Below are 21,956 nucleotides of genomic sequence, written 5' to 3'. Positions count from 1 at the left end.
CCGGTGGGCGCGTAGGAAGGAAAGGGGCCGGGCCGCGGGGCGGTCAGTCCAGCGGCACACCCGCGCCAAAGCGCTGCGCATAGGCCTGCGGGCTCACGGCGCGGTGCTTGTGAAAACTGCGGCGCAGGTTCTCCGGGTGCTCGAACCCGCACAGCCGGGCCACGGTGGAGATCGATGCCTGGGCCTGCGCCAGCAGCGTGGACGCAGCTTCCACGCGCACGCGTTCCACGTAGCGGGCGGGCGTCATGCCCAGCTCGCGCTGGAACACGCGCGAGAGCGTGCGGGTGGGCATGCAGGCACGTTCGGCCAGGGCATCAAGCGACAGGTCGCCGCCCAGCTGCGTGGGAATCCATTCGAGCAGCGCGGCCAGCCGTGGGGCGTGCAGGGTCTCGGGCGCCAGCAGGGGGCTGAACTGGGCCTGCCCGCCCGGGCGGCGCATGAACATCACGAGCCGCCGCGCCACGGCCAGGGCCAGGGGACGGCCCAGGTCCGCTTCCACCAGCGCCAGGGCCAGGTCAATGCCGGCGGTGACGCCCGCCGAAGTGAAGACATGGCTGTCGTGTGGGCTGGCGGCGTCGTACGTGTGCAGGCAGTCGTGCTCCACCAGCACCTTCGGGTGGCTCTGGCGCAGGCGGTCCAGGCGTGACCAGTGGGTGGTGGCGCGCCGTCCGTCCAGCAGCCCCGCCTGTGCCAGCAGCAGCGCGCCGGAGCACACCGACCCCAGCCGCCGCACCCGCGGCTCGGCGTGGCGCAGCCACTCGCACAGGCCGGCATTGGACAGCTGCGCAATCACCCCATCGCCGCCCGCCACCAGCACGGTGTCGAAGCCAGCCGCATCCAGGGTTCCCCAGGCGCCATCGGCCACCAGCGCGAACCCGGCCGATGTGGGCACGGGCCCTGGCGCTTCGGCCAGCAGGTGCAGCGTGTAGGCCGGCGGCAGGCCATGGCCCGTGCGCTCTGCGTTCGCAGAGCCAAACACCTGCATGGGGCCGACCACGTCCAGGCTCATGACGCCGGGGTAGAGGAGGCAGGCGACAGCGCGGGATGGAGGGTGCATGGCGCCAGTGTGAAGGCTCCGTGGGTTGGCTGCAACGACAACATCCCCACAGATCTGGCCACTGGCTGGAGGGCGGCCTGGGGGACAGGGTGCTTCCGGCGGGTCGCCGGCGTTCGCACCGGGGCCGGGGCAGTCGCCAGGCGATTCAGCGCGGGGACGGCGGTGCGCCGATGCCGGGCAGGACGGCGCTCAGATCGACGGCCTCGGCCATCGCGCGGTTGCCTTCATCGCCCGGATGCAGCCGGTCGCCTGAATCGAAGCGCGCCGCGATGCGGGCAGGGTGGGCCGGGTCGCGCAGCGCCGCATCGAAGTCGATCACCGCATCGAATGCGCCGCCGTGGCGGATCCAGTCGTTCACCTGCTGGCGCAGTGCGTCCTTGTCGGGATGGTGGTAGTTGCTGAGCGGCGTGCCAGGCAAGGCACCCTCGAACGGTGTGAGCGTCGCGCCGATCACCCTCAGCCCGTGGCCGCGTGCCTGCGCGATCAGCTGGCGGTAGCCAGCCGCCAGCGCCTGCAGCGTCGGCCGGGGACTTGCCGGGGCGAACGCGGTGCCCGGCCAGGAGATATCGTTGATGCCCAGCATCACGATGACGCTTTGCACGCCAGGCTGGGCCAACACGTCGCGCTCCAGCCGCGCCAGCGCATTGGCGCCCATGCCGTCGGACAGCAGGCGGGCGCCGGAAATGCCGGCATTGACGACCGCCACCCCGTGCGGCGCCAGGCGGGTGGCCAGGAAATCCGGCCAGCGGCGGTCCTTGTCCAGGCTGGCGGTGGCCCCGTCGGTGATGGAGTCCCCGATCACGACGACCGCGCGCGCGGCCGGTGCGGCTTCCACCTGAATGCCCGCCAGCAGCGGGCGCGCCGTGGTGCTCTGCACCGCTGCGCCTCCGGCGACCAGCTCCGGGGTGGTGGCCTGGTCGCCGGGGGCGATCCAGGTGGTCTGCCGTCCGTCCCAATGGAAGGTGCTCACCGGCGTTTCATCGGGGAGGTACAGGCTCACCGCAAGCTGCGCCAGCGCGGGCACGGCCAGCCCCACGGGGTCGCTGACCAGCGACGCGCCGGGCAGGATCGTCGCCGCCTCCTGGCCGCCAAAAGTGACGGTGTGCAGGCTGTCTGCCAACACGGCCCCGCCGGGAGCTGGCCGCGCGACCGTCGCCTTGCCCAGCGCCACCGGCTGCCGGCCGTAGGCATTGGACAGCACAATGCGCACGCGGGGCCCGCCCAGGCTGACGCGCGCCACCTGCCGCACCGTCTGGCCATGCAGCACCGGCGGAAGGTGGGTGGGGAACAGGAAGTCCGGTTCCCAGGCAGGCTGGGGGCTGGCGCCCCAGGTTGCCACCCAGGTGGACGCACCGACAGGCGCTGGAGCGTGGGGCGCGGCCGCGCCAGCCGAAAGTGCAATGGCCAGCAGCGCCGAAGCCGAGAGGGCAGGGAGGGTTTTCATATTGTTGAATTCATTGGCTTTGTAAGATTCAATGATGAATTCAAAGACATGAATAAACTAGACTTCTCCCCGGAAGAACATTTGTGATTTGAATTCACCGAGGAAGCCGCGATGGCCCGTCTGGATGTCAATCGCTCCGGCGAACTGGAGGTATTTGTCCGTGTCATCGAGCTGGGCGGGTTTTCCGCGGCAGCCCGTGCCTGCGGCATGACGCCTTCTGCCGTGAGCAAGCTGGTCGCGCGCATGGAGCAACGCCTGGGCACGCGGCTGGTGAACCGCTCCACGCGGCAGCTCCAGCTCACCCCCGAGGGCTGTGCCTTGTACGAGCGTGGCGTGCGCATCCTGGCCGATCTGGACGAGGCCGAGCGCTGCGCCAATGCGCACGCCGCGCCGCGCGGGCGGCTGCGGGTGAACGCGAACGTGCCGTTCGGGCACCATTTCCTGCTGCCGCTTGCTCCGCAGTTCCTTGAGCGCTGTCCCGATGTCACCCTGGACATCGTGCTGACCGATGAAGTCATCGACATCCTGGAGCAGCGCACCGACGTGGCCGTGCGCGCGGGCCCGCTCAAGAGCTCGAACCTGATGGCGCGCAAGCTCGGTCAGACGCGCATGGTCATCGTTGGCGCGCCCGGCTACCTGGAGCGTAAGGGCATGCCGGCCGCGCCGGATGATCTGCTGCTGCACAACCGGCTGGGCACCAGCTACGTGCGCGCCCAGGCCGGCTGGCCGCTGCGGCACAACGGTGTGGATGTGGTGGTTCCGGTGGCGGGCAATGCCCAGGCCAGCGACGGTGAAGCCCTGCGCCACCTGGCGCTGGCCGGCCTGGGGCTGGCGCGCCTGGCCGCCTTCCAGGTCCGCGACGACCTGGCGGCAGGCCGGTTGCGGCCCGTGCTGGAGGAATCCAATCCGGGCGGCCTGGAGGAAGTGCATGCCGTGTTCGTCGGCCAGGGAGGCTACCTGCCGCTGCGCGTGCGCGCCTTCCTGGATTTCCTTGCCGAACGGGTCGACATCGGCGCGCAGTCAGTTCGTTCATGAGGCGCGCCGCATGCTGCGGCCGGGCACAGCCTTGCCGGGATGGCAATCCCTGGAGTTGTTCTTGGCCGAAAAGGCCTTGAACAGGTTCCTACGCCGATGCCTGTGACTGCAGGTAGTTCTGCAGGCCGATCCTGTCGATCAGGCCGATCTGCTTTTCGAGCCAGTAGGCGTGGTCTTCCTCGGTGTCGCGCAACTGGGCCAGCAGCAGGTCGCGGCTCACGTAGTCGCCCACGCTTTCGCACAGGGCCATGCCGTTTTGCAGGGCGGCGCGCACTTCGTACTCGGTGGCCAGGTCCTTGCGCAGCATCTCGGGCACGGTCTCGCCGGGGGTGAATTCCTTGGGGCGCATGTCGGGGCGGCCGCCCAGGAAGAGGATGCGGCGCAGCAGCGCGTCGGCATGCTGGGTTTCTTCCTGCATCTCGTGGTCGAGACGGGTATAGAGCTTGACGAAGCCCTGGTCCTCGTAGATCCGCGAGTGCGCGAAATACTGGTCGCGCGCGGCCAGCTCGCCGCGCAGCAGATCCTTGAAATACTCGACGACTTGTGGGTTTCCCTGCATGTTCTTATCCTTGAATTTCTGGTGGGGAGTATCGCGCGGACCGTGCCTTTGTGGGCAATGCCCCCGGCTTGCCGCTCTGCATGCGTACCGGGATCAGAAGCGTTCTCATTGGGGCGCAAATGGGGCGCGCGGCCCGCGCCGCGGCTGCCCCCACGCCCCGCGGGGCTGCCGGCTGCCCTCCGCCACGGCGCGCGGGCACAATACCGCCCAAATGCTGATCTACCCCCACATCGATCCCGTCGCCCTGCAAGTGGGCCCGCTGGCCATCCACTGGTATGGCCTGACCTACCTGGCGGCCTTCGGGCTGTTCATGCTGCTGGGCATCGCCCGGCTGCGGCACCCGCCATTCGCGTCCATCACAGGGCCCGGCGCGTGGACGCGCAAGGATGTGGAGGACATCCTGTTCCTCGGCGTGGCAGGCGTGGTGGTCGGTGGGCGCCTGGGCTACTGCCTGTTCTACAAGCCCGGCTACTACCTGAGCCACCCGCTGGAGATCTTCGCGGTGTGGCAGGGGGGCATGGCCTTTCACGGCGGACTGCTGGGCGTGATCGCGGCGATGCTGTGGTTTGCCCATTCGCGCAAGCGTCCGTGGCTGCAGGTGGCCGACTTCGTGGCGCCCTGCGTGCCCACGGGGCTGGCGGCGGGGCGGGTCGGCAACTTCATCAACGGCGAGCTGTGGGGCCGCTTTTCCAGCCCCGACCTGCCGTGGGGCATGGTCTTCGCGCACAGCGGCTCCATGCAGCCACGCCACCCGTCGCAGATCTATCAGTTCCTGTTGGAAGGGCTGCTGCTGTTCATCCTGCTGTGGCTCTATGCGCGCAAGGAGCGCCGCCAGGGCCAGGTGGCGGCGGCGTTCCTTGTGGGCTACGGCGCATTCCGCTTCATCGCCGAGTATTTCCGGGAGCCCGACGCCTTCCTGGGCGTCCTGTCGCTGGGCATGAGCATGGGCCAATGGCTCTGCGTGCCCATGATCGTCGCCGGCGTCGCGCTGTGGCTGTGGGCGCAGCGGCAGCCGGCCCCCGTGCCCGGTTTCAAGTAAAAAATACTTCTGACGCTTGATGATCAAGCGCTGGCAGCTATTGAAAATATAGCAAACAGCGGGCTGTGGCCGGCTGCTCATCCCGCAGCCTGTATCGCGGGGTGGCGGGCTTGCGCACGCGGCTTCTTCCGCTGCCTTCCTCAGGGCGCTCCTTCGCGGCGGGGCCCTGGCTGGCGCCGAACCCGAACCCGTGCCATGCGCGCGGCGCGTCCTGCAGGGCCTGGGGCACCGGTTTTCCGGTGAGTCCGGCGGCCGTGCAGGCCTTGCCACTGGGGGCGGGCAGCCCCGCCAACCTCATCCCGACGTGCGCGAAGCGCCTGGCTTCTCCGTGACCTCTTCCAGCGTGCCCCCATGGCCCGCTGAGTGCGCGCGGATGTGGTGTGGGAGCCACCGGCCCGCATTTTTTTGCGAAATTCAACGAATTGGGCGTTCCAGGTCTTGTAATTTTTCATAATTATGAGAAATTACGTAGAAATCAGAGAAAGCCCGGTATTTGTGAGCTTTTGGCGGCGTGTTGGCGGCCAAAGGCGTCAGAGAATCTGACTGTGCCGCCTCTGCCACTGGAGTTCACCCGCACCATGCGCCCGATTCCCAACTCATTGCACGACGAAGCCGCCTCGCGGCTGCGCGAGCAGATCTTCGCCGGGGCCTTGCCGCCGGGGAGTTTTCTGGACGAGGCGGCGCTGTGCGAGCGGCTGGCCATTTCGCGCACGCCGCTGCGCGAGGCGCTCAAGGTGCTGGTGGCCGAGGGACTGCTGCGCCACGAGCCGCGCCGGGGGTGCTTCGTGGCAGAGATCTCCGAACGCGACCTGGACGACCTGTTCCCGGTGATCGCCTTGCTGGAGGGGCGGGCCGCGCACGAGGCCACCCGCAAGGCGGGCGCCGCCGACGTCGCGGCGCTGGAGGTGCTGCACGAGCGCCTGCAGCAGTGCGCCTCGGACGGACTCCTTACCGACTACTACGAAGCCAACTACGCGATCCATGAGGCCTTCATCACGCTGGCGGACAACCGCTGGCTGGCGCAGGTGATCGGCGACCTGCGCAAGATCCTGCGGCTGGCGCGGCTGCAGACGCTGCATGCGCCGGGCCGCCTGCAGCAAAGCCTGGCCGAGCACCTGGCCGTGTTCGCCGCGCTCAAGGCGCGCGACTGCGACGCTGCCGAGGAGGCCATGCGCACCCACCTGTTGCGCCAGCGCGATGCGCTGCGCGACGTTGCCCGCAACCAGCAATCGAGGCTGAGACCATGATGAACAGTACCCCCGAATGGATCGCCCGCAGCGTGTCCCGCCTGCGCACCGCCGCGCCTGCCACGGACAAGGCGGCCGACAAGTCCGGCGAGAAGCCCGCGAGGGCCGCCATCGACAAGTCGGTGACGGATGTGGTGGCCAAGGTGGCCGTGCCGCGCTCCACGCACGAACGTCTGCAGGCGACGCTGCGCCGCGGGCAGGAGGCGCTGTCGCCGCGCGCGCTGCGCCGCCTGCTGGCGGACCTGCAGGAGGTGGTGGCCCCGCAGGTGAGTGAGCTCGAGGGCGGGCGCCGCGCCCAGGCGGTGGCCGAGTGGTATGCCAGGGCCGAGACCGAGATGCGGCGCGACATGTGGCTCCTGATGTGCGAGCAGTTCGCGCCCGACGCCACGCGTTTCAAGTCGGCCCGCCAGCGCTACGAGGCCGCGGCGGGCACGGCCGAAGAGGGGCAGGCCGAGATCAGCCTGCGCCGCGCGCTGGTGTCGCCGCGCACCCGGCTGCTGCAGCGCTTTTCCGTGTTCCCCGAGGGCATGCGCTTCCTGGTGGACATGCGGGCCGAGCTGCTGCCGCTGCTCAAGGCCGACAAGCGCCTGCTGGCGCTGGATGCGGAGCTGGAACACCTGTTCTCCACCTGGTTCGACGTGGCCTTCCTGGAGCTGCGCCGCCTGTCGTGGGATTCGCCGGCCTCGCTGATCGAAAAGCTCATCAAGTACGAGGCCGTGCATGACATCCGCAGCTGGGCGGACCTCAAGAACCGGCTCGACAGCGACCGGCGCTGCTACGGCTTCTTTCACCCGCGCCTGCCCAACGAGCCGCTGATCTTCGTGGAGGTGGCGCTGGTGGACAAGATTTCTGCCAGCATCACGCCCTTGCTGGACGAGGCGGCCGCACCGGTGGACATCTCCCGGGCCACCACGGCGATCTTCTACTCGATCAGCAACACACAGACGGGCCTGCGCGGCGTGAGCTTCGGCGATTCGCTCATCAAGCACGTGGTGGAGACGCTCACCGCGGAGTTCCCGCGGCTGCGCACCTTTGCCACGCTGTCGCCCATTCCGGGCTTCCGCTCGTGGCTGAGCAAGCACGCGGGCGCGATGCTCGAGCGCCTGGATGACAAGCGCCGCGCCGAGCTGGGCCGCGCGGTGGGCTTCGAGCCGCCACAGCCCACGCACCTGCTGGCCGCCATCGACAAGGCCCTGGAGCTTGACGCGAAATCGCCCGTGCGCCAGATGCTGCTGGAATGCGCCGCCCGCTATCTGGGGCGCGAACTGCACGAAGGCAAGCCGGTCGACCCGGTGGCACGCTTTCACCTGGGCAACGGCGCGCGGGTTGAACGGCTGAACTGGGCGGGCGATCCTTCCGGCAAGGGGCTCAAGCAGTCGTACGGGCTGATGGTGAACTATCTGTATGACCTCAAGCGCATCGACAAGCACCGCAGCCTGCTTGCGCAGGGCAAGGTGCCGGTGTCGGGGGACATCGACAGCCTGTGCCGTGGTGATTGATCCGTGCCGCCCGCGCGGCGGGCGGCACTGTTTTGGCCCTGGGCCGGTGGGCCGGGGGCCGAAAGGCGGCTGACCTGCCCGCCTGGCAGGCGTGGCGCCCGGGGCGCGGCGTCTTTCTGGTAGAAGTGCAGGCAGCAACCGGTGGCCGATGGCCGATCGCACGCCACGGGCCGGTTTCCATTTTTACAACGACGACAGGAGACAAGGAAATGACAGACAACATGCGAATCGACGACCGAGCGGTGCAGCGCCGCAGCCTGCTGGCCGCAGCGGCGGCAGCGGGCCTGGGCCTGGGCAGCGGCGGCAGCTGGGCGCAGGCCTCCGCCTGGCCCTCCAAGCCCGTGAACCTGGTCGTCCCCTTTCCGGCCGGAGGCGGCACCGATGCGTTCGCACGGCCGCTGGCCGCGCAGTTTTCCCGCGCCACCGGCAAGACGCTGGTGATCGACAACCGGGGCGGGGCGGGGGGCACCGTGGGCGCCAGTTTTGCCGCCAAGGCCGCGCCCGACGGGTACACGCTGTTCATGGGCGCGGTGCACCACGCCATCGCCCCGTCGATGTACCCCAAGCTCGACTACGACATCGAGAAGGACTTCATTCCGCTGTACCTGCTGGCCAACGTGCCGCAGGTGGTGGTGGTCAACCCGAAGAACGTGCCGGTGGGCAACTTCCAGCAGTTCATGGACCATGTCAAGCGCAACCCCGCCAAGCTCAACTACGGCTCGGCGGGCGCGGGCACATCGCACCATCTGGCGGGCGAGCTGTTCAAGCAGCAGACCAACACCTTCATCACGCACATCCCCTACCGTGGTGCGGGCCCTGCGCTGCAGGACCTGATCGGTGGGCAGGTGGACATGATGTTCGATGGCCTGGGTTCGTCGGCCGCGCATATCAAGGCGGGGCGCATCAAGGCGCTGATGGTGTCCGGCTCCAAGCGCAACGCGGCCTTCCCGGACGTGCCCTGCGCTTCCGAAGTGGGCCTGCCCGACTACACCGTGACCACCTGGTATGGCCTGTGGGCGCCCAAGGGAACGCCGGCCGATGTCCAGGCGCGCATCGTCGAGGAGATCCGCAAGCTCGGCGCGGCCGACGAGCTCAAGACCATCTGGGCCAGCAATGGCGCCGAATACGGCGGCCTCACGCAGCAGCAGTTCGCCGGCATGGTCAGCAGCGAGGTCAAGCGCTGGGCGGCGGTGGTGAAGGCTTCTGGCGCAAAACTTGATTGACCCCCTGAGGCGCTTCGCGCCATCCCCCTGAGGGGGACGCCACCCGTGGCCTGGCAGAGCCAGTTCCACGGTGGCACTGGCGATGGCGTTGCGCCAGTTGTTGTGGGGCGTGGACTTTGCAAACGTGATGGGCAACGAATATGTCAGGTGAAGTGTTGATGGATGCCGGTGAGCGTGGCGTGGTGCATGTCACCTTGCGCCATGCCGGGCGGCTGAACGCGATGTCGCGGGGCATGTGGCGGCAACTGCGCGAGGTGTTTCAAGACATCCAGGGGCGCAGCGATGTGCGCTGCGTGCTCATCGCCGGCGAGGGCGATGCCTTCTGCGCGGGGGGCGACATTTCGGAGTACCCGGGCTTTCGCTTCGACACCGCGGCCTTGCGCGATTTCCATGAGAACGACGTCTGGGGCGGGCTGAGCGCCATGCTCCTGTGCGACGTCCCCATCGTGGCCCAGATCAGTGGGGCCTGCATGGGTGCCGGGGTGGAGATCGCCAGCTGCTGCGACATCCGCATCGCGAGCGGCACGGCCCGCTTTGGCGCCCCCATCGCCAAGCTCGGCTTCCCCATGGCCCCCCGCGAGGCGCAGCTGGTGGCCGGCGCCGTGGGCGATGTGACGGCCCGGCAGATGCTGCTGGAAGCCGCCACCTTCAGCGCCGCCGACATGCTGGCGCGCGGTTTCCTGAGCCGCGTGGTGGCCGATGACAGGACGGCCACCGAGGCGGTGGGCAGCGCGCAGCGCATTGCCGCGCTGGCACCCCAGGCCGCCCGCATGAACAAACAGACATTTCGGGCATTGAAAGTGCCTGTAGCGCCTGCTGTAAATGCGCAATCAGCTATTAAATATATAGCAAACGATGCGCCTGACCCCTATGCGTACGCGGACAGCGCCGAGCACCGCGAAGGCATCACTGCGTTCCTTGAAAAACGCGCCCCCCTGTTTTGATGGGCCTTGCCCATTTCCATTCCTCTTGTGGATCTGACCATTTGCAACCCCGCCCAACTGCCATGAGCCAACACAACCTCTTCAGCGCCCTGCGCGCAGCCTTTCCCTCCGACCTGGGCAGCACCGCCGTGGAAACCACGGCGCCCGACGGCACCCCGCTGCACTACAGCTGGGCCGACCTGGACCATGCCAGCGCGCGCATCGCCAACCTGCTGGCCTCGCTCAAGCTGCCCGAGGGCAGCCGCGTGGCCGTGCAGGTGGAAAAGTCGGTCGAAGCCATGCTGCTGTACCTCGCCACCTTGCGCGCGGGCTACGTGTTCCTGCCGCTCAACACGGCCTACCAGAGCGCCGAGATCGAGTACTTCATCGGCAACGCCGAGCCTGCGGTGGTGGTGTGCAGCCCGGGCAACTTCGGCTGGGTGTCGAAGATCGCCTTCACGCTGGGCACGCAGCACGTCTTTACCCTGGGCGACGACCGCACCGGCAGCCTGCTGGAGCGCGCGGTGCACCATGGCGACAGCCACACGCCCGTGCAGCGCGCGGCCGATGACCTGGCCGCCATCCTGTACACCAGCGGCACCACGGGCCGCAGCAAGGGCGCCATGCTCACGCACGGTAACCTGCTGTCGAACGCGCAGGTGCTCAAGGAGTGCTGGGGCTGGACGGCTACCGGAGGGCCTGATGGCCGTGGCGACGTGCTGATCCACGCCCTGCCCATCTTCCACGTGCACGGCCTGTTCGTGGCCATCCACGGCGCGCTGATCAATGGCAGCAAGATGATCTGGTTCAGCAAATTCGACCCCAAGGCCGTGCTCGCCGCCATGCCGCGCGCCACCGTCTTCATGGGCGTGCCCACGCTCTACGTGCGCCTGCTGGGCGAGGCCGGCCTCACCAAGGAGGCGGCGAAGAACATGCGCCTGTTCGTCGCGGGCTCGGCGCCGCTGCTCATCGAGACCTTCAACGAATGGCAGCAGCGCACCGGCCACACCATCCTGGAGCGCTACGGCATGAGCGAGACCATCATGCTCACCTCCAACCCCTACGCGGCCGACGCGCGCCATGCCGGCCAGACCGAGCGGCGTGGCGCCACCGTGGGCTTCCCGCTGCCCGGCGTGGGCCTGCGCGTGGTGGACGATGCCAACAAGCCGCTGCCCGTGGGCGAGATCGGCAACATCCAGGTGCAAGGCCCCAACGTGTTCAAGGGCTACTGGCGCATGCCCGAGAAGACGGCCGAGGAGTTCACGCCTGACGGCTGGTTCAAGACCGGCGACGTGGGCAAGGTGGACGAGCGCGGCTACGTGAGCATCGTGGGCCGCAGCAAGGACCTGATCATCAGCGGCGGCTACAACGTTTACCCCGCCGAGATCGAGGGCTACATCAACGACATGCCCGGCGTGGCCGAAAGCGCGCTGGTCGGCGTGCCCCACCCGGATTTCGGCGAAGTGGGCGTGGCCGTGGTCATCGCCAAGCCGGGCGTGAAGCTCGACGGCGAGGCCATCGTGGCGCGGCTCAAGTCGCAGCTGGCCAACTTCAAGATCCCCAAGCGCTGCCTCGTGGCCGACGAGTTGCCGCGCAACACCATGGGCAAGGTGCAGAAGAACCTTCTGCGCGAGCAGCACAAGGCACTGTTTTCCTGACCCCGTGGGCTGGCGGCTGCCGCAGGCGCGGCCTGCTGGCACCTGCCCGCCGCAGTCAGTGCCCGCCGCCGACCAGGGCGCGTCCGGCCGCCCGCAGGGCCTTGGCCGCGCTGTCGCCCAGCAGCAGTGCCCCGCTGCTGAACGCGCCATCCACGAGCAGCGAGAGCTGGGCGGCGGTCACGTCCGGCTTTTTCACACCGAGCCGCCGGCACAGCGCCGAAAGCCGCTTGCGCTGCTCCAGCCTGTGGCGGGCCGAGATGGCGCGGGCAGGGTGCGCGGGGTCCGCGAATTCCGCGGCCACGTTCAGCTGGGGGCAACCCCGGTAGCCCGGGCGGGCCACCCGCTCGCCCACCCACTGGAGCAGGGCGTCGAGCTCCGCCGCGGGATCGGGGCCGTGCGTTGAGACAACGTCGTCCCATTGCTGCCAGAACTCGCGGTCTTCGCGCTCCAGGAAGGCCGCGATCAGGTCATCCTTGGTGCGGTAGTAGCGGTAGAGGCTGGTCTTGGCGATCTTTGCGCGCTCGATGATCAGGTCGATGCCCACCGCGCGAACGCCCTCGTTGTAGAAAAGCTGGGAAGCGGTGTCGAGGATGCGTTGCTGCACATCGCCGGGCGGCATGGCCGCGGGCGTGGCGGAGGAGGCAGCTCGCGAGGACGGGGTGCCGTCACAGGTTCCAGGTGGTCTCATGCGCAGATTTTCCCACATCGCGCGGAGATGTGATACAGACCTGTATGTTGCCGGCAGGCCTGCATGCGCCGCGTGCCTTCAGCCCGCTCCGCGGGGGCGGCCAGGGCCACGGCCCTGGGTCCGACCCTGCCGTTGGGCAAGGCCCGCGCGGCGGGGCCTCTGCCCTGTGCTCAGCGCAGCACCAGCACGGGGATGTGCGAGTGCGTGAGCACATGCTGGGTTTCGCTGCCCAGCAGCAGGCGCTTGAGCCCCTTGCGGCCGTGCGATGCCATGACGATCAGGTCGCACTTGTGTTTCTTGGCGGCGGAGATCACCGCTTCCGCGACGAGATCGGATTTGGCGATGACGGCCTTCACGGCAACGCCTTGGGCGATGCCTTCGGTCTTGACGCCATCGACCATGGCCTGCGCGGCGTCGCCCCACTGTTTCTCGATGCGCTTGACGTCGCTCATGTCGACCGGCATGCCGCCTTCAAAGTAGCTGCGGGGATAGCGTGGCACGACCTTGAGGGCCACCACCGTGGCGCCCGACAGGGCTGCAAGGGACAGGCCGTGCTCCACCGCTTTGTCCGACAGGGCCGAACCGTCCGTGGCAATCAGGATGCGTTTGTACATAAAGGGCTCCTCAAAGTGATGGAACAAGCTTAGGATCAATCATGTTCCGGGGCTTGATCCAGGTCAATGTACCTGCCGGGCCCTCACGATAGGCTTGAACCATGTCAATGTTTGGACCCGGTGCGCCGGCCTCATCCCCGGTGCATCAGACAGATGCCGGGACGGACGCGTGGCCGGCGGCCGCGCCCGCTCCGCAGGCCGTGCTGCTGGACGACCCGCAGGAATGGTCGGCATTCGGCCGCCCGTGTGCTCAGGCGGGTGGTGCTCCCGCGGACCTTGCCGCGTGCGCCTGGGAATCCCAGGTGGTGCTGGAGGGCATGCACTGCGCGGCCTGCGCGCTCACCATCGAAGACGCGCTGCGCGCCGTGCCGGGCGTGCAGCAGGCCGATGTGAGCGCCGCCACGCGGCGCGCGCGCGTGGTCTGGCACCCGGCGCAGGTGCGCCCCTCGCAGTGGATGCAAGCAGTGCACAAGGCAGGCTACCGCGCAATGCCCGCCATGGACGCCTTTGCACGCGAGCAGCGCCTGCGCGAGAGCCGCCGCGCGCTGTGGCGCTGGCTGGTGGCGGGTTTTTGCATGATGCAGGTCATGATGTACGCGTGGCCGGCCTATGTGGCACAGCCGGGCGACCTCACGCAGGAGATGGAGCAGCTGCTGCGCTGGGCTTCCTGGGTCATTACCTTGCCGATGGTGGTCTTTGCGTGCGGACCCTTCTTCTCCAGCGCGCTGCGCGATATCCGGTTGCGCCGCGTGAGCATGGACCTGCCCGTGGCGCTGGGCATGGCCATCACTTTCGCGGTGAGCACGGCCGGGACCTTCGACCCCACGGGCATCTTCGGGAAAGAGGTGTACTACGACTCGCTGACCATGTTCGTCTTTTTCCTGCTCACGGGGCGCTGGCTTGAGCTGCGCCTGCGCGACCGCACTGCCGGCGCGCTGGAAGCCGTGATGAACCGCCTGCCCGACAGCGTGGAGCGGCGCTCGGCGGATGGCAGTTTCGTGCGCGTGGCCACACGCCGCCTGGCCGTGGGGGACACGATCCGCGTGCTGCCGGGCGAGGCCTTTCCGGCCGATGGGCGCATCACCCGGGGCAGCACCCAGGCCGACGAATCCCTTCTGACGGGAGAGTCCACCCCGGTGGCGCGGCCCGTGGGCAGCGTGGTCACGGCTGGCAGCTACAACCTGCAGGCGCCGGTGGAGGTGCAGGTGGAGGGCACGGGCGGGCAGACGCGCTTCGCGCAGATCGTGGCCTTGATGGAAAGCGCGTCGCTGCAGAAACCCCGGCTGGCACAACTGGCCGACCGCATCGCGCGGCCGTTCCTGGTGGCGGTGCTCGCGGCCGCGGCCCTGGCGGCCGCGTATTGGTGGCCCTCCGATCCTGGCCATGCGCTGATGGTGGCGGTGGCGGTCCTCATCGTCACCTGCCCCTGCGCGCTGTCCCTGGCCACACCGGTCGCCATGCTCACGGCGGCGGGCACGCTGGCGCGCCATGGCGTGCTGGTGCGCAACCTGCAGGGCCTGGAGGCCTTGGCCCGTGTGGATACCGTGGTGTTTGACAAGACCGGCACGCTCACGCGGGACGGAATGGCATTGCAAGCCGTGCATACCACCGAAGGATGGGCGGCACGGGGCGCGCTGGCGCTGGCGTCCGCCTTGGCGCGCCAATCGATGCATCCCGCATCGCGCGCCGTGGTGGCCGCCGCTGGCGCGCAGGACGACGGGCGCTGGATCGTGAGCGGCCTGCAGGAGGAAGCCGGGCTCGGCCTGGTGGCCGTGGCGCGGGATGGCCTGGGCGCGGAGCCTGCCCGCACGTTCCGGCTGGGCTCCGCCCGCCATGCGGGCGTGGCGCCGCAGGACGGCGCCGCACTGCAGGTGGTGCTGTCGGAACAGCGCCCCGACGGGCGGGTGCTGGAACTGGCGCGCTTCGACCTGGTGGAGGCTCTGCGCGCCGAGGCCCCGGCCGTGGTGACGGCGTTGGCGGATGCCGGCATGGCGGTGCAGCTGCTGTCCGGTGACCGGGCCGTGTCGGTGCGGCGCGTGGCTGCGCAGGCGGGCATAGCGCAGGCGGCGGGGGAGTGCACGCCCCAGGGCAAGCTGGCCGCATTGCAGGCGCTGCAGGCCGGCGGCCACCACGTGGCCATGGTGGGCGATGGCATGAACGATGGCCCGGTGCTGGCAGGCGCCCATGTGTCCTTCGCGTTTGGCCGCGCCGTGCCGCTGGCGCAGGCGCAGGCCGATTTTGTCGTGCTGGGCGACAGCCTGGCGCTGGTGCCGCAAACAGTGCTGCTGGCGCGGCGCACTCTGCGTGTGGTGCGCCAGAACCTGTGGTGGGCCGCGGGCTACAACGCCCTGTGTGTTCCATTGGCCGTGGCGGGTTTCATGCCCGCCTGGCTCGCCGGGCTGGGAATGGCGCTGAGTTCGCTGCTGGTGGTTCTCAATGCCGCGCGCCTCGCACGAGATCTTCCGCCGTTGTCTTTCTCGGGCGCGGCGCCGCTGCCGCCAGAGGGTGCTCCGGCCATTGAAATCACCAAGACAACGCTGAAGGCCGCCTGATGGACATTCTGTACCTGCTGATTCCGCTGTCCGTGGTGCTGGTCTTGATGGTTCTTGCAGGACTGTGGTGGGCGGTCCATCACGGCCAGTTCGAGAGCGTCGAGCAAGAAGGTGAACGGATTCTCCGAGACGATTGACTTGTGTCAATGCCCTGAAAAGCTGGCTGCAACAAACTCTTACTGCAATACAAAGAGGTGCCCGATGGATTCTCCAAAAACAAATGCTGCGCACTACAACGACACGGTGGTGCGGCAGTTTTCTATCATGGCCGTGGTATGGGGGGTGGTTGGCATGCTGGTGGGCGTCATCATCGCCGCCCAGCTGGCCTGGCCTGAACTCAACTTTGGCATACCTTGGCTCAGCTACGGGCGCTTGCGCCCCCTGCACACCAACGCGGTGATTTTTGCGTTTGGCGGCTGCGCGCTGTTCGCCACAAGCTACTACGTGGTGCAGCGCACCAGCCAGGTCCGGTTGTTCGCCGGGCCGCTGGCGGCGTTCACGTTCTGGGGCTGGCAGCTGGTCATCGTGGCCGCCGCCATCAGCCTGCCGCTGGGCTACACCTCCGGCAAGGAGTACGCCGAGCTTGAATGGCCCATCGACATCCTGATCACGCTGGTCTGGGTGTCCTACGCCATCGTGTTCTTCGGCACCATCGGTGTGCGCAAGGTCAAGCACATCTATGTGGCCAACTGGTTCTTCGGTGCGTTCATCCTGGCCGTGGCATTGTTGCATGTGGTCAACAGCGCAGCGATTCCCGCCGGCTTCATGAAGAGCTACTCGGCCTATGCGGGCGTGCAGGATGCGATGGTGCAGTGGTGGTATGGCCACAATGCCGTGGGCTTCTTCCTCACGGCGGGCTTCCTCGGGATGATGTACTACTTCATCCCCAAGCAGGCAGGCCGTCCGGTGTACAGCTACCGCCTGTCCATCGTCCACTTCTGGGCGCTGATCTTCACCTACATGTGGGCCGGTCCCCACCACCTGCACTACACCGCGCTGCCCGACTGGACGCAATCGGTGGGCATGGTGTTCTCGCTGATCCTGCTGGCCCCCAGCTGGGGCGGGATGATCAACGGCGTGATGACGCTGTCCGGCGCCTGGCACAAGCTGCGCGACGACCCGATCCTGCGTTTCCTGATCGTGTCGCTGTCGTTCTACGGCATGTCCACGTTCGAGGGCCCGATGATGTCCATCAAGACCGTCAATGCCCTGAGCCACTACACCGACTGGACCGTGGGCCACGTGCACTCCGGCGCCCTGGGCTGGGTGGGTCTGATCTCGATGGGGTCGCTGTACTACCTGGTTCCCCGCCTGTTCGGCCGCGAGAAGATGCACTCCATCAAGGCGATCGAGCTGCACTTCTGGATGGCCACCATCGGCATCGTCCTGTACATCGCCGCCATGTGGATCGCCGGCGTGATGCAGGGCCTGATGTGGCGCGCCATCAATCCCGATGGCACGCTCACCTACACCTTCGTCGAGAGCGTGAAGGCCACGTACCCCTTCTATGTGATCCGTGTGGCTGGCGGCCTGCTGTATCTGGGGGGCATGGTGGTCATGGCCTGGAACGTGTGGGTGACAGCGATCTCGGGCCGTTCGGTCAAGGTTGCCATTCCCGCCGTGAATGCGGCGCACGCCTGAGCCGAAGGAGATAACCCATGTCCAACAACAATCCATCTTCTTCGACCGGCTTCTCCCACGAGAAAGTCGAGACCAACAACTTCCTGATGATCGTGCTGATCCTGCTCGTGATCGCCATTGGCGGCCTGGTGGAGATCGTGCCGCTGTTCTTCCAGAAGTCCACGACCGAGGCGGTCAAGGGTGTGGAGCCCTACAACGCCATGCAACTGGTGGGCCGCGACATCTATATCCGCGAGGGCTGCTACAACTGCCATTCGCAGATGATCCGCCCCTTCCGCGCCGAGACGCTGCGCTACGGCCACTATTCGGTGGCGGGCGAGTTCGTGTACGACCATCCCTTCCAGTGGGGCAGCAAGCGCACCGGACCCGACCTGCACCGCGTGGGCGGCAAGTACAGCGATGAGTGGCACCGCATCCACCTGAACAACCCGCGCGACGTGGTGCCCGAGTCGAACATGCCCGCCTATCCCTGGCTGGAAAAGAGCGCGGTGGACCCCGCGAGCGTTGCGCCGCGCATGAAGGCGCTGCGCACCGTCGGCGTGCCCTACACGGACGAGCAGATCGCGGCATCCGCGGCCGACGTCAAGGGCAAGACCGAGATGGAGGCGCTGGTCGCCTACCTGCAAGTCATGGGCCGTGCGCTCAAGTAAAGGAGGTTCGCAATGGACATCACCACCATGCGCATCGTCGCCACGCTGGCCTCGATGGCCTGCTTCGTCGGCATCTGGGTCTGGGCCTACCGGGGCCGCAACAAGGCCCGGTTTGACGAGGCCGCTCGGCTGCCCTTTGAACAAGATTGACCCCCACCAGAACGAGAACACCCCATGAGTGACTTCACCAGCAATTTCTGGTCGGTCTTTGTGACCACGCTGACCCTGGTCGGCATCATCGCCTGCGGCATCCTGCTATGGATGGCAGGCCGCAAGAAGGTGATGGCCACGGCCGACAACACCACGGGCCACGTCTGGGACGAGGACCTGGTCGAGATGAACAACCCCCTGCCGCGCTGGTGGGTCTGGCTGTTCGTCATCACCATCGTCTTCGGCTTCGGCTACCTGGCGGCCTACCCAGGCCTTGGCAGTTTCACCGGCAAGCTGAACTGGACGCAGAAGGGCGAATACGAAGCCGAGATGGCCAAAGCCAAGGCTGAACTGGAGCCGCTGTATGCCCGTTTCGCCTCGATGAAGCCGGAAGACGTGGCCAGGGACCCGCAGGCCCAGGCCATTGGCGAGCGCCTGTTCATGAACAACTGCGCTCAGTGCCATGGTTCCGACGCGCGCGGCAGCAAGGGTTTCCCCAATCTGGCGGACGGTGACTGGCTCCATGGCGGGGCGCCCGAGAAGATCCGTGAAACGATCGAGAAGGGCCGTGTGGGCAACATGCCTCCCATGGCGGCCGCAGTGGGCACGCCCGAAGACGTGCGCAACCTGTCGCACTATGTGCTGAGCCTGTCGGGCAGCCCGCACGATTCGCTGCGTGCTTCGCTGGGCAAGTCCAAGTTCACGGCATGCGCGGCCTGCCATGGCATGGACGGCAAGGGCAACCAGGCGCTGGGTGCCCCCAATCTGACCGACGACGTCTGGCTGCATGGCTGGGGCGAGGCGGCCATTACCGCCATGGTCAACAACGGCAAGGTCAACCAGATGCCGGCCCAGGCCGACAAGTTGACGGAAGCGCAGATCGGCGTGCTGTCTGCGTACGTATGGGGCCTGTCCAACGGCAAGCAGGCTGCCGCGGTGCGCTGATCCGGGCCGGGTGGCGCGCCCCCTGGCGCTGCGCCCGGCTTTTTGCCCCATTGCTGAAGACACACCAAGCCAATAGGTCGACACCACCATGAAGCCACCCAGCGGGCCAGCCCGCAAGGTCATTCCGATTGCACCGGTTGCATCCGATGCCTCGTCCGAGGGCGAGATCGTCTCCTTGTACGAAGCGCAGAAGAAGATTTACCCGCGCTCCATCAGTGGCCTGTTCGCACGCTGGCGCTGGGGCATGGTGTTTCTCACGCAGCTGGTCTTTTACGGCCTTCCCTGGTTCGAGTGGGGGCAGCGCCAGATGGTGCTGTTCGACCTGGGGGCACGGCGGTTCTATATTTTCGGGCTGGTGCTCTATCCGCAGGACTTCATCTATCTCACGGGCCTGCTCATCATCTCGGCGCTGTCGCTTTTCCTGTTCACGGCCGTGGCGGGGCGGCTGTGGTGCGGTTTCGCCTGTCCCCAGACGGTCTACACCGAAATGTTCATGTGGATCGAGCACAAGATCGAAGGCGATCGCAGTGCCCGGTTGCGGCTGGACAACGGGCCCTGGAGCTTCGAGAAGATCCGCAAGAAGTTTCTCAAACAGGTGGTATGGATCACCGTGGCGCTGTGGACGGGGTTCACGTTCGTGGGCTATTTCGTGCCCATTCGTGAGCTCGGCGCGGAACTGCTGGCGCTGCAGGGCAACTGGCAGATATTCTGGGTGCTGTTCTACGGCTTTGCCACGTATGGCAATGCGGGCTACATGCGCGAGCAGGTGTGCAAGTACATGTGCCCCTACGCGCGCTTTCAGAGCGCGATGTTCGACCGGGACACCCTGATCGTGAGCTATGACGTGGAACGCGGCGAGCCGCGCGGCCCGCGCAACAAGACGATCGACCACAAGGCCAAGGGCCTGGGTGACTGCATTGACTGCACCCTGTGCGTGCAGGTGTGTCCCGTGGGCATCGATATCCGCAAGGGCCTGCAGTACGAGTGCATTGGCTGCGGACTGTGCGTGGATGCGTGCAACACGGTGATGGACAAGATGCACTACCCCCGGGGGCTGATCCGCTTTTCCACGCAGAACGGCGTGGCGCAGCGCTGGAGCCAGTCGCAGATCCTGCGGCGCGTCCTGCGGCCTCGCGTGCTGATCTACACCGCCGTGCTGGTGGCACTGTGCGTGGGCATGATGGCCAGCCTGGTCACCCGCACGCCGCTCAAGGTGGATGTGGTGCGCGACCGCGCGGCCCTGTCGCGCATCGTGGCGGGCGGCAAGCTGGAGAATATCTACCGCCTGCAGATCATGAACGCCACCGAAGGCCCCCAGCGCTACCGCATCGGCGCCCGCGGCCTGGACGGGCTGGAGGTGGCCTCTGAAGCCGAGGTGGACATTGGCCCCGCGGAGTCCCGGTGGGTGGCCGTGCGCCTGCAGATACCGTATGGCTCCGCGCCCCCGGGCTCCCATGCCGTGCAGTTCGATGTGCAGGCGGTGGGCGCTGCGGCCCATGTGACCGAGAAGTCCGTATTCCTGGTGCCCCGATGAGGCGACGTGCACCCCGGTGCACGGCCCCGGGGACGTTGTATGACCGAGAAGATTTTTGAGGAGCAAGCACCCATGCCATCCAATCCAGCCATCGGCTCCGCCCCCGCCACCGCTGCGCCCTGGTGGAAATTCGGCCACGTCTGGCTGATCATCGCCGGCCCTGCCATCGTCATCGTGGCGGGCTTTGTCACGCTGTGGCTGGCGATTTCGCGGCCAGACCCCGTGGTCGCCGAGGACTACTACCGCCAGGGCATCGAAATCAACAAGACGCTGGAGGCTCCGGAGAAGAGCCTGGCCCCGGCTATGAAGGGCCGCAACCACGCGGCGACACCGGTTCAGGACCAGCCACGCTGAAACCCCTGGCCGAGCAGCGGGTCTGCGCGGCCTTACCAGGAGACAACCCCGATGTGGACGCAACGCCTGATGTGGATTGCATGGCCCGCCTTTCTGATGGCGGGCGCGATGGAGATGCTGGTTTTTGCGATGGTGGACCCGCAGGACCTGCATTGGTTCGGGCAGCCGCTGGCCCTGTCGCGCCAGGGCGTCTACACGCTCGCGTTCTTTGCGTTCTGGGCCATCACCATGGCCTCCAGCGCGTTGACCACGCTGCTGGCAATGTCGCCCTTTGAACTCAACCGCTGCCCCGTGCCCGAAGGCGAGCGCCCTGATGATTGCCGAAAGACATCATCCTGCCCTTGAACAGCGCACCGGCCGGGCTCCGGTGGCAAGGCGTTGCCGGGACGGGCGGACCTGGCTCGCCTTGCTCAGTGGCAGGCGGACTGGTTGTTCACGATGCGCTTGAGCGCGTCGGTCTCGAGGATGCGGACATGGCGCTGCTTGACTTCGACAATGCCTTCTTCCACAAACTTGGAGAAGGTGCGGCTCACGGTCTCGAGCTTGAGGCCCAGGTAGCTGCCGATCTCCTCGCGCGTCATGCGCAGCACCAGCTCGGACTGCGAGAATCCGCGGGCGTGCAGGCGCTGCACCAGATTGAGCAGGAACGCTGCCAGGCGCTCCTCGGCACGCATGCTGCCCAGCAGCAGCATCACGCCGTGTTCGCGCACGATCTCGCGGCTCATGATCTTGTGCACGTGGTGCTGCAGCGCGGTGACCTCGCGGGACAGTTCCTCGATGCGGTCAAACGGCATGACGCAGACCTCGGCGTCTTCCAGGGCCACCGCATCGCAGGTGTGGTGGTCATTCACGATGCCGTCCAGGCCGATGATCTCGCCCGCCATCTGGAACCCCGTGACTTGGTCGCGTCCGTCCTCGGTGGCCACGCAGGTCTTGAAAAAGCCGGTGCGGATGGCATAAAGCGAGGTGAACGACTCACCATTGCGAAACAGCGTGCCGCCGCGCTTCACCTTGCGGCGAACTGCAACGACCTCGTCGATGCGGTGCAGTTGCTCTTCGCTCAGGCCCACCGGCATGCACAGCTCGCGCAGGTTGCAATTGGAACAGGCGACTTTGATGGTGAGCGGGTTCATAGGCACAGGGC

The 21,956-nt window shown here is 67.3% G+C and carries 22 protein-coding genes; 16 read left to right on the top strand and 6 right to left on the bottom strand.

Annotation, left to right across the window (positions count from 1 at the left end):
- Positions 1-43 precede the first annotated feature (43 nt).
- Positions 44-1,057 (bottom strand): GlxA family transcriptional regulator, encoded by a 1,014-nt coding sequence (locus tag AC1RCS_RS22270; RefSeq protein ID WP_218294131.1) that lies wholly within the window; start codon positions 1,055-1,057, stop codon positions 44-46.
- Between the two features lie 145 nt (positions 1,058-1,202).
- The gene (locus tag AC1RCS_RS22265) at positions 1,203-2,501 is read right to left on the bottom strand and encodes an SGNH/GDSL hydrolase family protein (protein WP_492246040.1); all 1,299 of its coding nucleotides are present in this window, start codon (positions 2,499-2,501) and stop codon (positions 1,203-1,205) included.
- 111 nt (positions 2,502-2,612) lie between these two features.
- Here AC1RCS_RS22265 and AC1RCS_RS22260 point away from each other — a divergent pair, with 111 nt between their 5' ends.
- Positions 2,613-3,536, top strand: coding sequence for a LysR family transcriptional regulator (locus tag AC1RCS_RS22260; protein WP_369642179.1), 924 nt, complete (start codon positions 2,613-2,615; stop codon positions 3,534-3,536).
- 88 nt (positions 3,537-3,624) lie between these two features.
- Here AC1RCS_RS22260 and bfr read toward each other — a convergent pair whose 3' ends face one another.
- Positions 3,625-4,095 (bottom strand): bacterioferritin, encoded by a 471-nt coding sequence (gene bfr / locus AC1RCS_RS22255; protein ID WP_218294134.1) that lies wholly within the window; start codon positions 4,093-4,095, stop codon positions 3,625-3,627.
- Positions 4,096-4,306: 211 nt separating this feature from the next.
- Here bfr and lgt point away from each other — a divergent pair, with 211 nt between their 5' ends.
- From lgt to AC1RCS_RS22225, 6 genes are all read left to right on the top strand, one after another.
- Positions 4,307-5,134: a prolipoprotein diacylglyceryl transferase gene (lgt, locus tag AC1RCS_RS22250; RefSeq protein ID WP_218294135.1), complete on the top strand. Its 828-nt coding sequence runs from the start codon at positions 4,307-4,309 to the stop codon at positions 5,132-5,134.
- 578 nt (positions 5,135-5,712) lie between these two features.
- Entirely contained in the window at positions 5,713-6,381 is a 669-nt protein-coding gene (locus tag AC1RCS_RS22245; protein WP_492246039.1) for a GntR family transcriptional regulator, read from the top strand.
- Complete coding sequence (locus AC1RCS_RS22240; protein ID WP_492246038.1) at positions 6,381-7,880, top strand: malonyl-CoA decarboxylase; 1,500 nt, start codon at positions 6,381-6,383, stop codon at positions 7,878-7,880. Before AC1RCS_RS22245 ends, AC1RCS_RS22240 begins: the two co-directional genes overlap by 1 nt.
- Before the next feature lie 209 nt (positions 7,881-8,089).
- Positions 8,090-9,103 carry a Bug family tripartite tricarboxylate transporter substrate binding protein gene (locus AC1RCS_RS22235; protein ID WP_218294137.1) on the top strand — a complete coding sequence of 338 codons (1,014 nt, stop codon included), beginning with the start codon at positions 8,090-8,092 and terminating at the stop codon, positions 9,101-9,103.
- Between the two features lie 140 nt (positions 9,104-9,243).
- The gene (locus AC1RCS_RS22230) at positions 9,244-10,047 is read left to right on the top strand and encodes an enoyl-CoA hydratase/isomerase family protein (protein ID WP_492246037.1); all 804 of its coding nucleotides are present in this window, start codon (positions 9,244-9,246) and stop codon (positions 10,045-10,047) included.
- 62 nt (positions 10,048-10,109) lie between these two features.
- Positions 10,110-11,684, top strand: coding sequence for a malonate--CoA ligase (locus AC1RCS_RS22225; RefSeq protein ID WP_492246036.1), 1,575 nt, complete (start codon positions 10,110-10,112; stop codon positions 11,682-11,684).
- A gap of 55 nt (positions 11,685-11,739) precedes the next feature.
- On the opposite strand, the gene AC1RCS_RS22220 is transcribed toward AC1RCS_RS22225, so the two are convergent.
- Together AC1RCS_RS22220 and AC1RCS_RS22215 are read right to left on the bottom strand one after the other, a co-directional pair.
- On the bottom strand, positions 11,740-12,372 hold the full coding sequence (locus AC1RCS_RS22220) for a TetR/AcrR family transcriptional regulator (protein WP_492246035.1): 633 nt from the start codon (positions 12,370-12,372) through the stop codon (positions 11,740-11,742).
- A gap of 170 nt (positions 12,373-12,542) precedes the next feature.
- Positions 12,543-12,986 (bottom strand): universal stress protein, encoded by a 444-nt coding sequence (locus tag AC1RCS_RS22215; RefSeq protein WP_218294141.1) that lies wholly within the window; start codon positions 12,984-12,986, stop codon positions 12,543-12,545.
- A gap of 107 nt (positions 12,987-13,093) precedes the next feature.
- Between AC1RCS_RS22215 and AC1RCS_RS22210 the strand changes: the two genes are divergently transcribed.
- The 9 genes from AC1RCS_RS22210 (at position 13,094) to AC1RCS_RS22170 (ending at position 21,157) form a co-directional block, all read left to right on the top strand.
- Positions 13,094-15,538, top strand: coding sequence for a heavy metal translocating P-type ATPase (locus AC1RCS_RS22210; RefSeq protein ID WP_218340945.1), 2,445 nt, complete (start codon positions 13,094-13,096; stop codon positions 15,536-15,538).
- The gene (ccoS, locus tag AC1RCS_RS22205) at positions 15,538-15,675 is read left to right on the top strand and encodes a cbb3-type cytochrome oxidase assembly protein CcoS (RefSeq protein ID WP_056169616.1); all 138 of its coding nucleotides are present in this window, start codon (positions 15,538-15,540) and stop codon (positions 15,673-15,675) included. The genes AC1RCS_RS22210 and ccoS overlap by 1 nt, the downstream gene beginning before the upstream one ends.
- Positions 15,676-15,739: 64 nt before the next feature.
- A complete protein-coding gene (ccoN, locus tag AC1RCS_RS22200; protein WP_218294142.1) occupies positions 15,740-17,179 on the top strand; it encodes a cytochrome-c oxidase, cbb3-type subunit I in 1,440 nt (479 codons plus the stop codon).
- Between the two features lie 17 nt (positions 17,180-17,196).
- Complete coding sequence (ccoO, locus tag AC1RCS_RS22195; protein WP_218340799.1) at positions 17,197-17,829, top strand: cytochrome-c oxidase, cbb3-type subunit II; 633 nt, start codon at positions 17,197-17,199, stop codon at positions 17,827-17,829.
- A gap of 12 nt (positions 17,830-17,841) precedes the next feature.
- Positions 17,842-17,979: a cbb3-type cytochrome oxidase subunit 3 gene (locus tag AC1RCS_RS22190; RefSeq protein WP_010460656.1), complete on the top strand. Its 138-nt coding sequence runs from the start codon at positions 17,842-17,844 to the stop codon at positions 17,977-17,979.
- A 24-nt stretch (positions 17,980-18,003) separates the two neighbouring features.
- Positions 18,004-18,924, top strand: a complete 921-nt coding sequence (ccoP, locus tag AC1RCS_RS22185) for a cytochrome-c oxidase, cbb3-type subunit III (RefSeq protein WP_218294144.1) — start codon at positions 18,004-18,006, stop codon at positions 18,922-18,924.
- Between the two features lie 88 nt (positions 18,925-19,012).
- Positions 19,013-20,458 (top strand): cytochrome c oxidase accessory protein CcoG, encoded by a 1,446-nt coding sequence (gene ccoG / locus AC1RCS_RS22180; RefSeq protein ID WP_369642186.1) that lies wholly within the window; start codon positions 19,013-19,015, stop codon positions 20,456-20,458.
- A 72-nt stretch (positions 20,459-20,530) separates the two neighbouring features.
- The gene (locus AC1RCS_RS22175) at positions 20,531-20,812 is read left to right on the top strand and encodes a FixH family protein (protein WP_218294146.1); all 282 of its coding nucleotides are present in this window, start codon (positions 20,531-20,533) and stop codon (positions 20,810-20,812) included.
- Positions 20,813-20,863: 51 nt separating this feature from the next.
- On the top strand, positions 20,864-21,157 hold the full coding sequence (locus tag AC1RCS_RS22170; RefSeq protein ID WP_218294147.1) for a hypothetical protein: 294 nt from the start codon (positions 20,864-20,866) through the stop codon (positions 21,155-21,157).
- A 65-nt stretch (positions 21,158-21,222) separates the two neighbouring features.
- Here the strand turns inward: AC1RCS_RS22170 and fnr are convergent, their stop codons facing one another.
- Positions 21,223-21,945 (bottom strand): fumarate/nitrate reduction transcriptional regulator Fnr, encoded by a 723-nt coding sequence (fnr, locus tag AC1RCS_RS22165; RefSeq protein WP_218294148.1) that lies wholly within the window; start codon positions 21,943-21,945, stop codon positions 21,223-21,225.
- Between the last annotated feature and the right edge of the window lie 11 nt (positions 21,946-21,956).

The sequence above is a fragment of the Acidovorax sp. GW823-FHT01C06 genome, from assembly GCF_058798375.1.
This window is presented reverse-complemented; position numbering and strand designations above follow the sequence as displayed.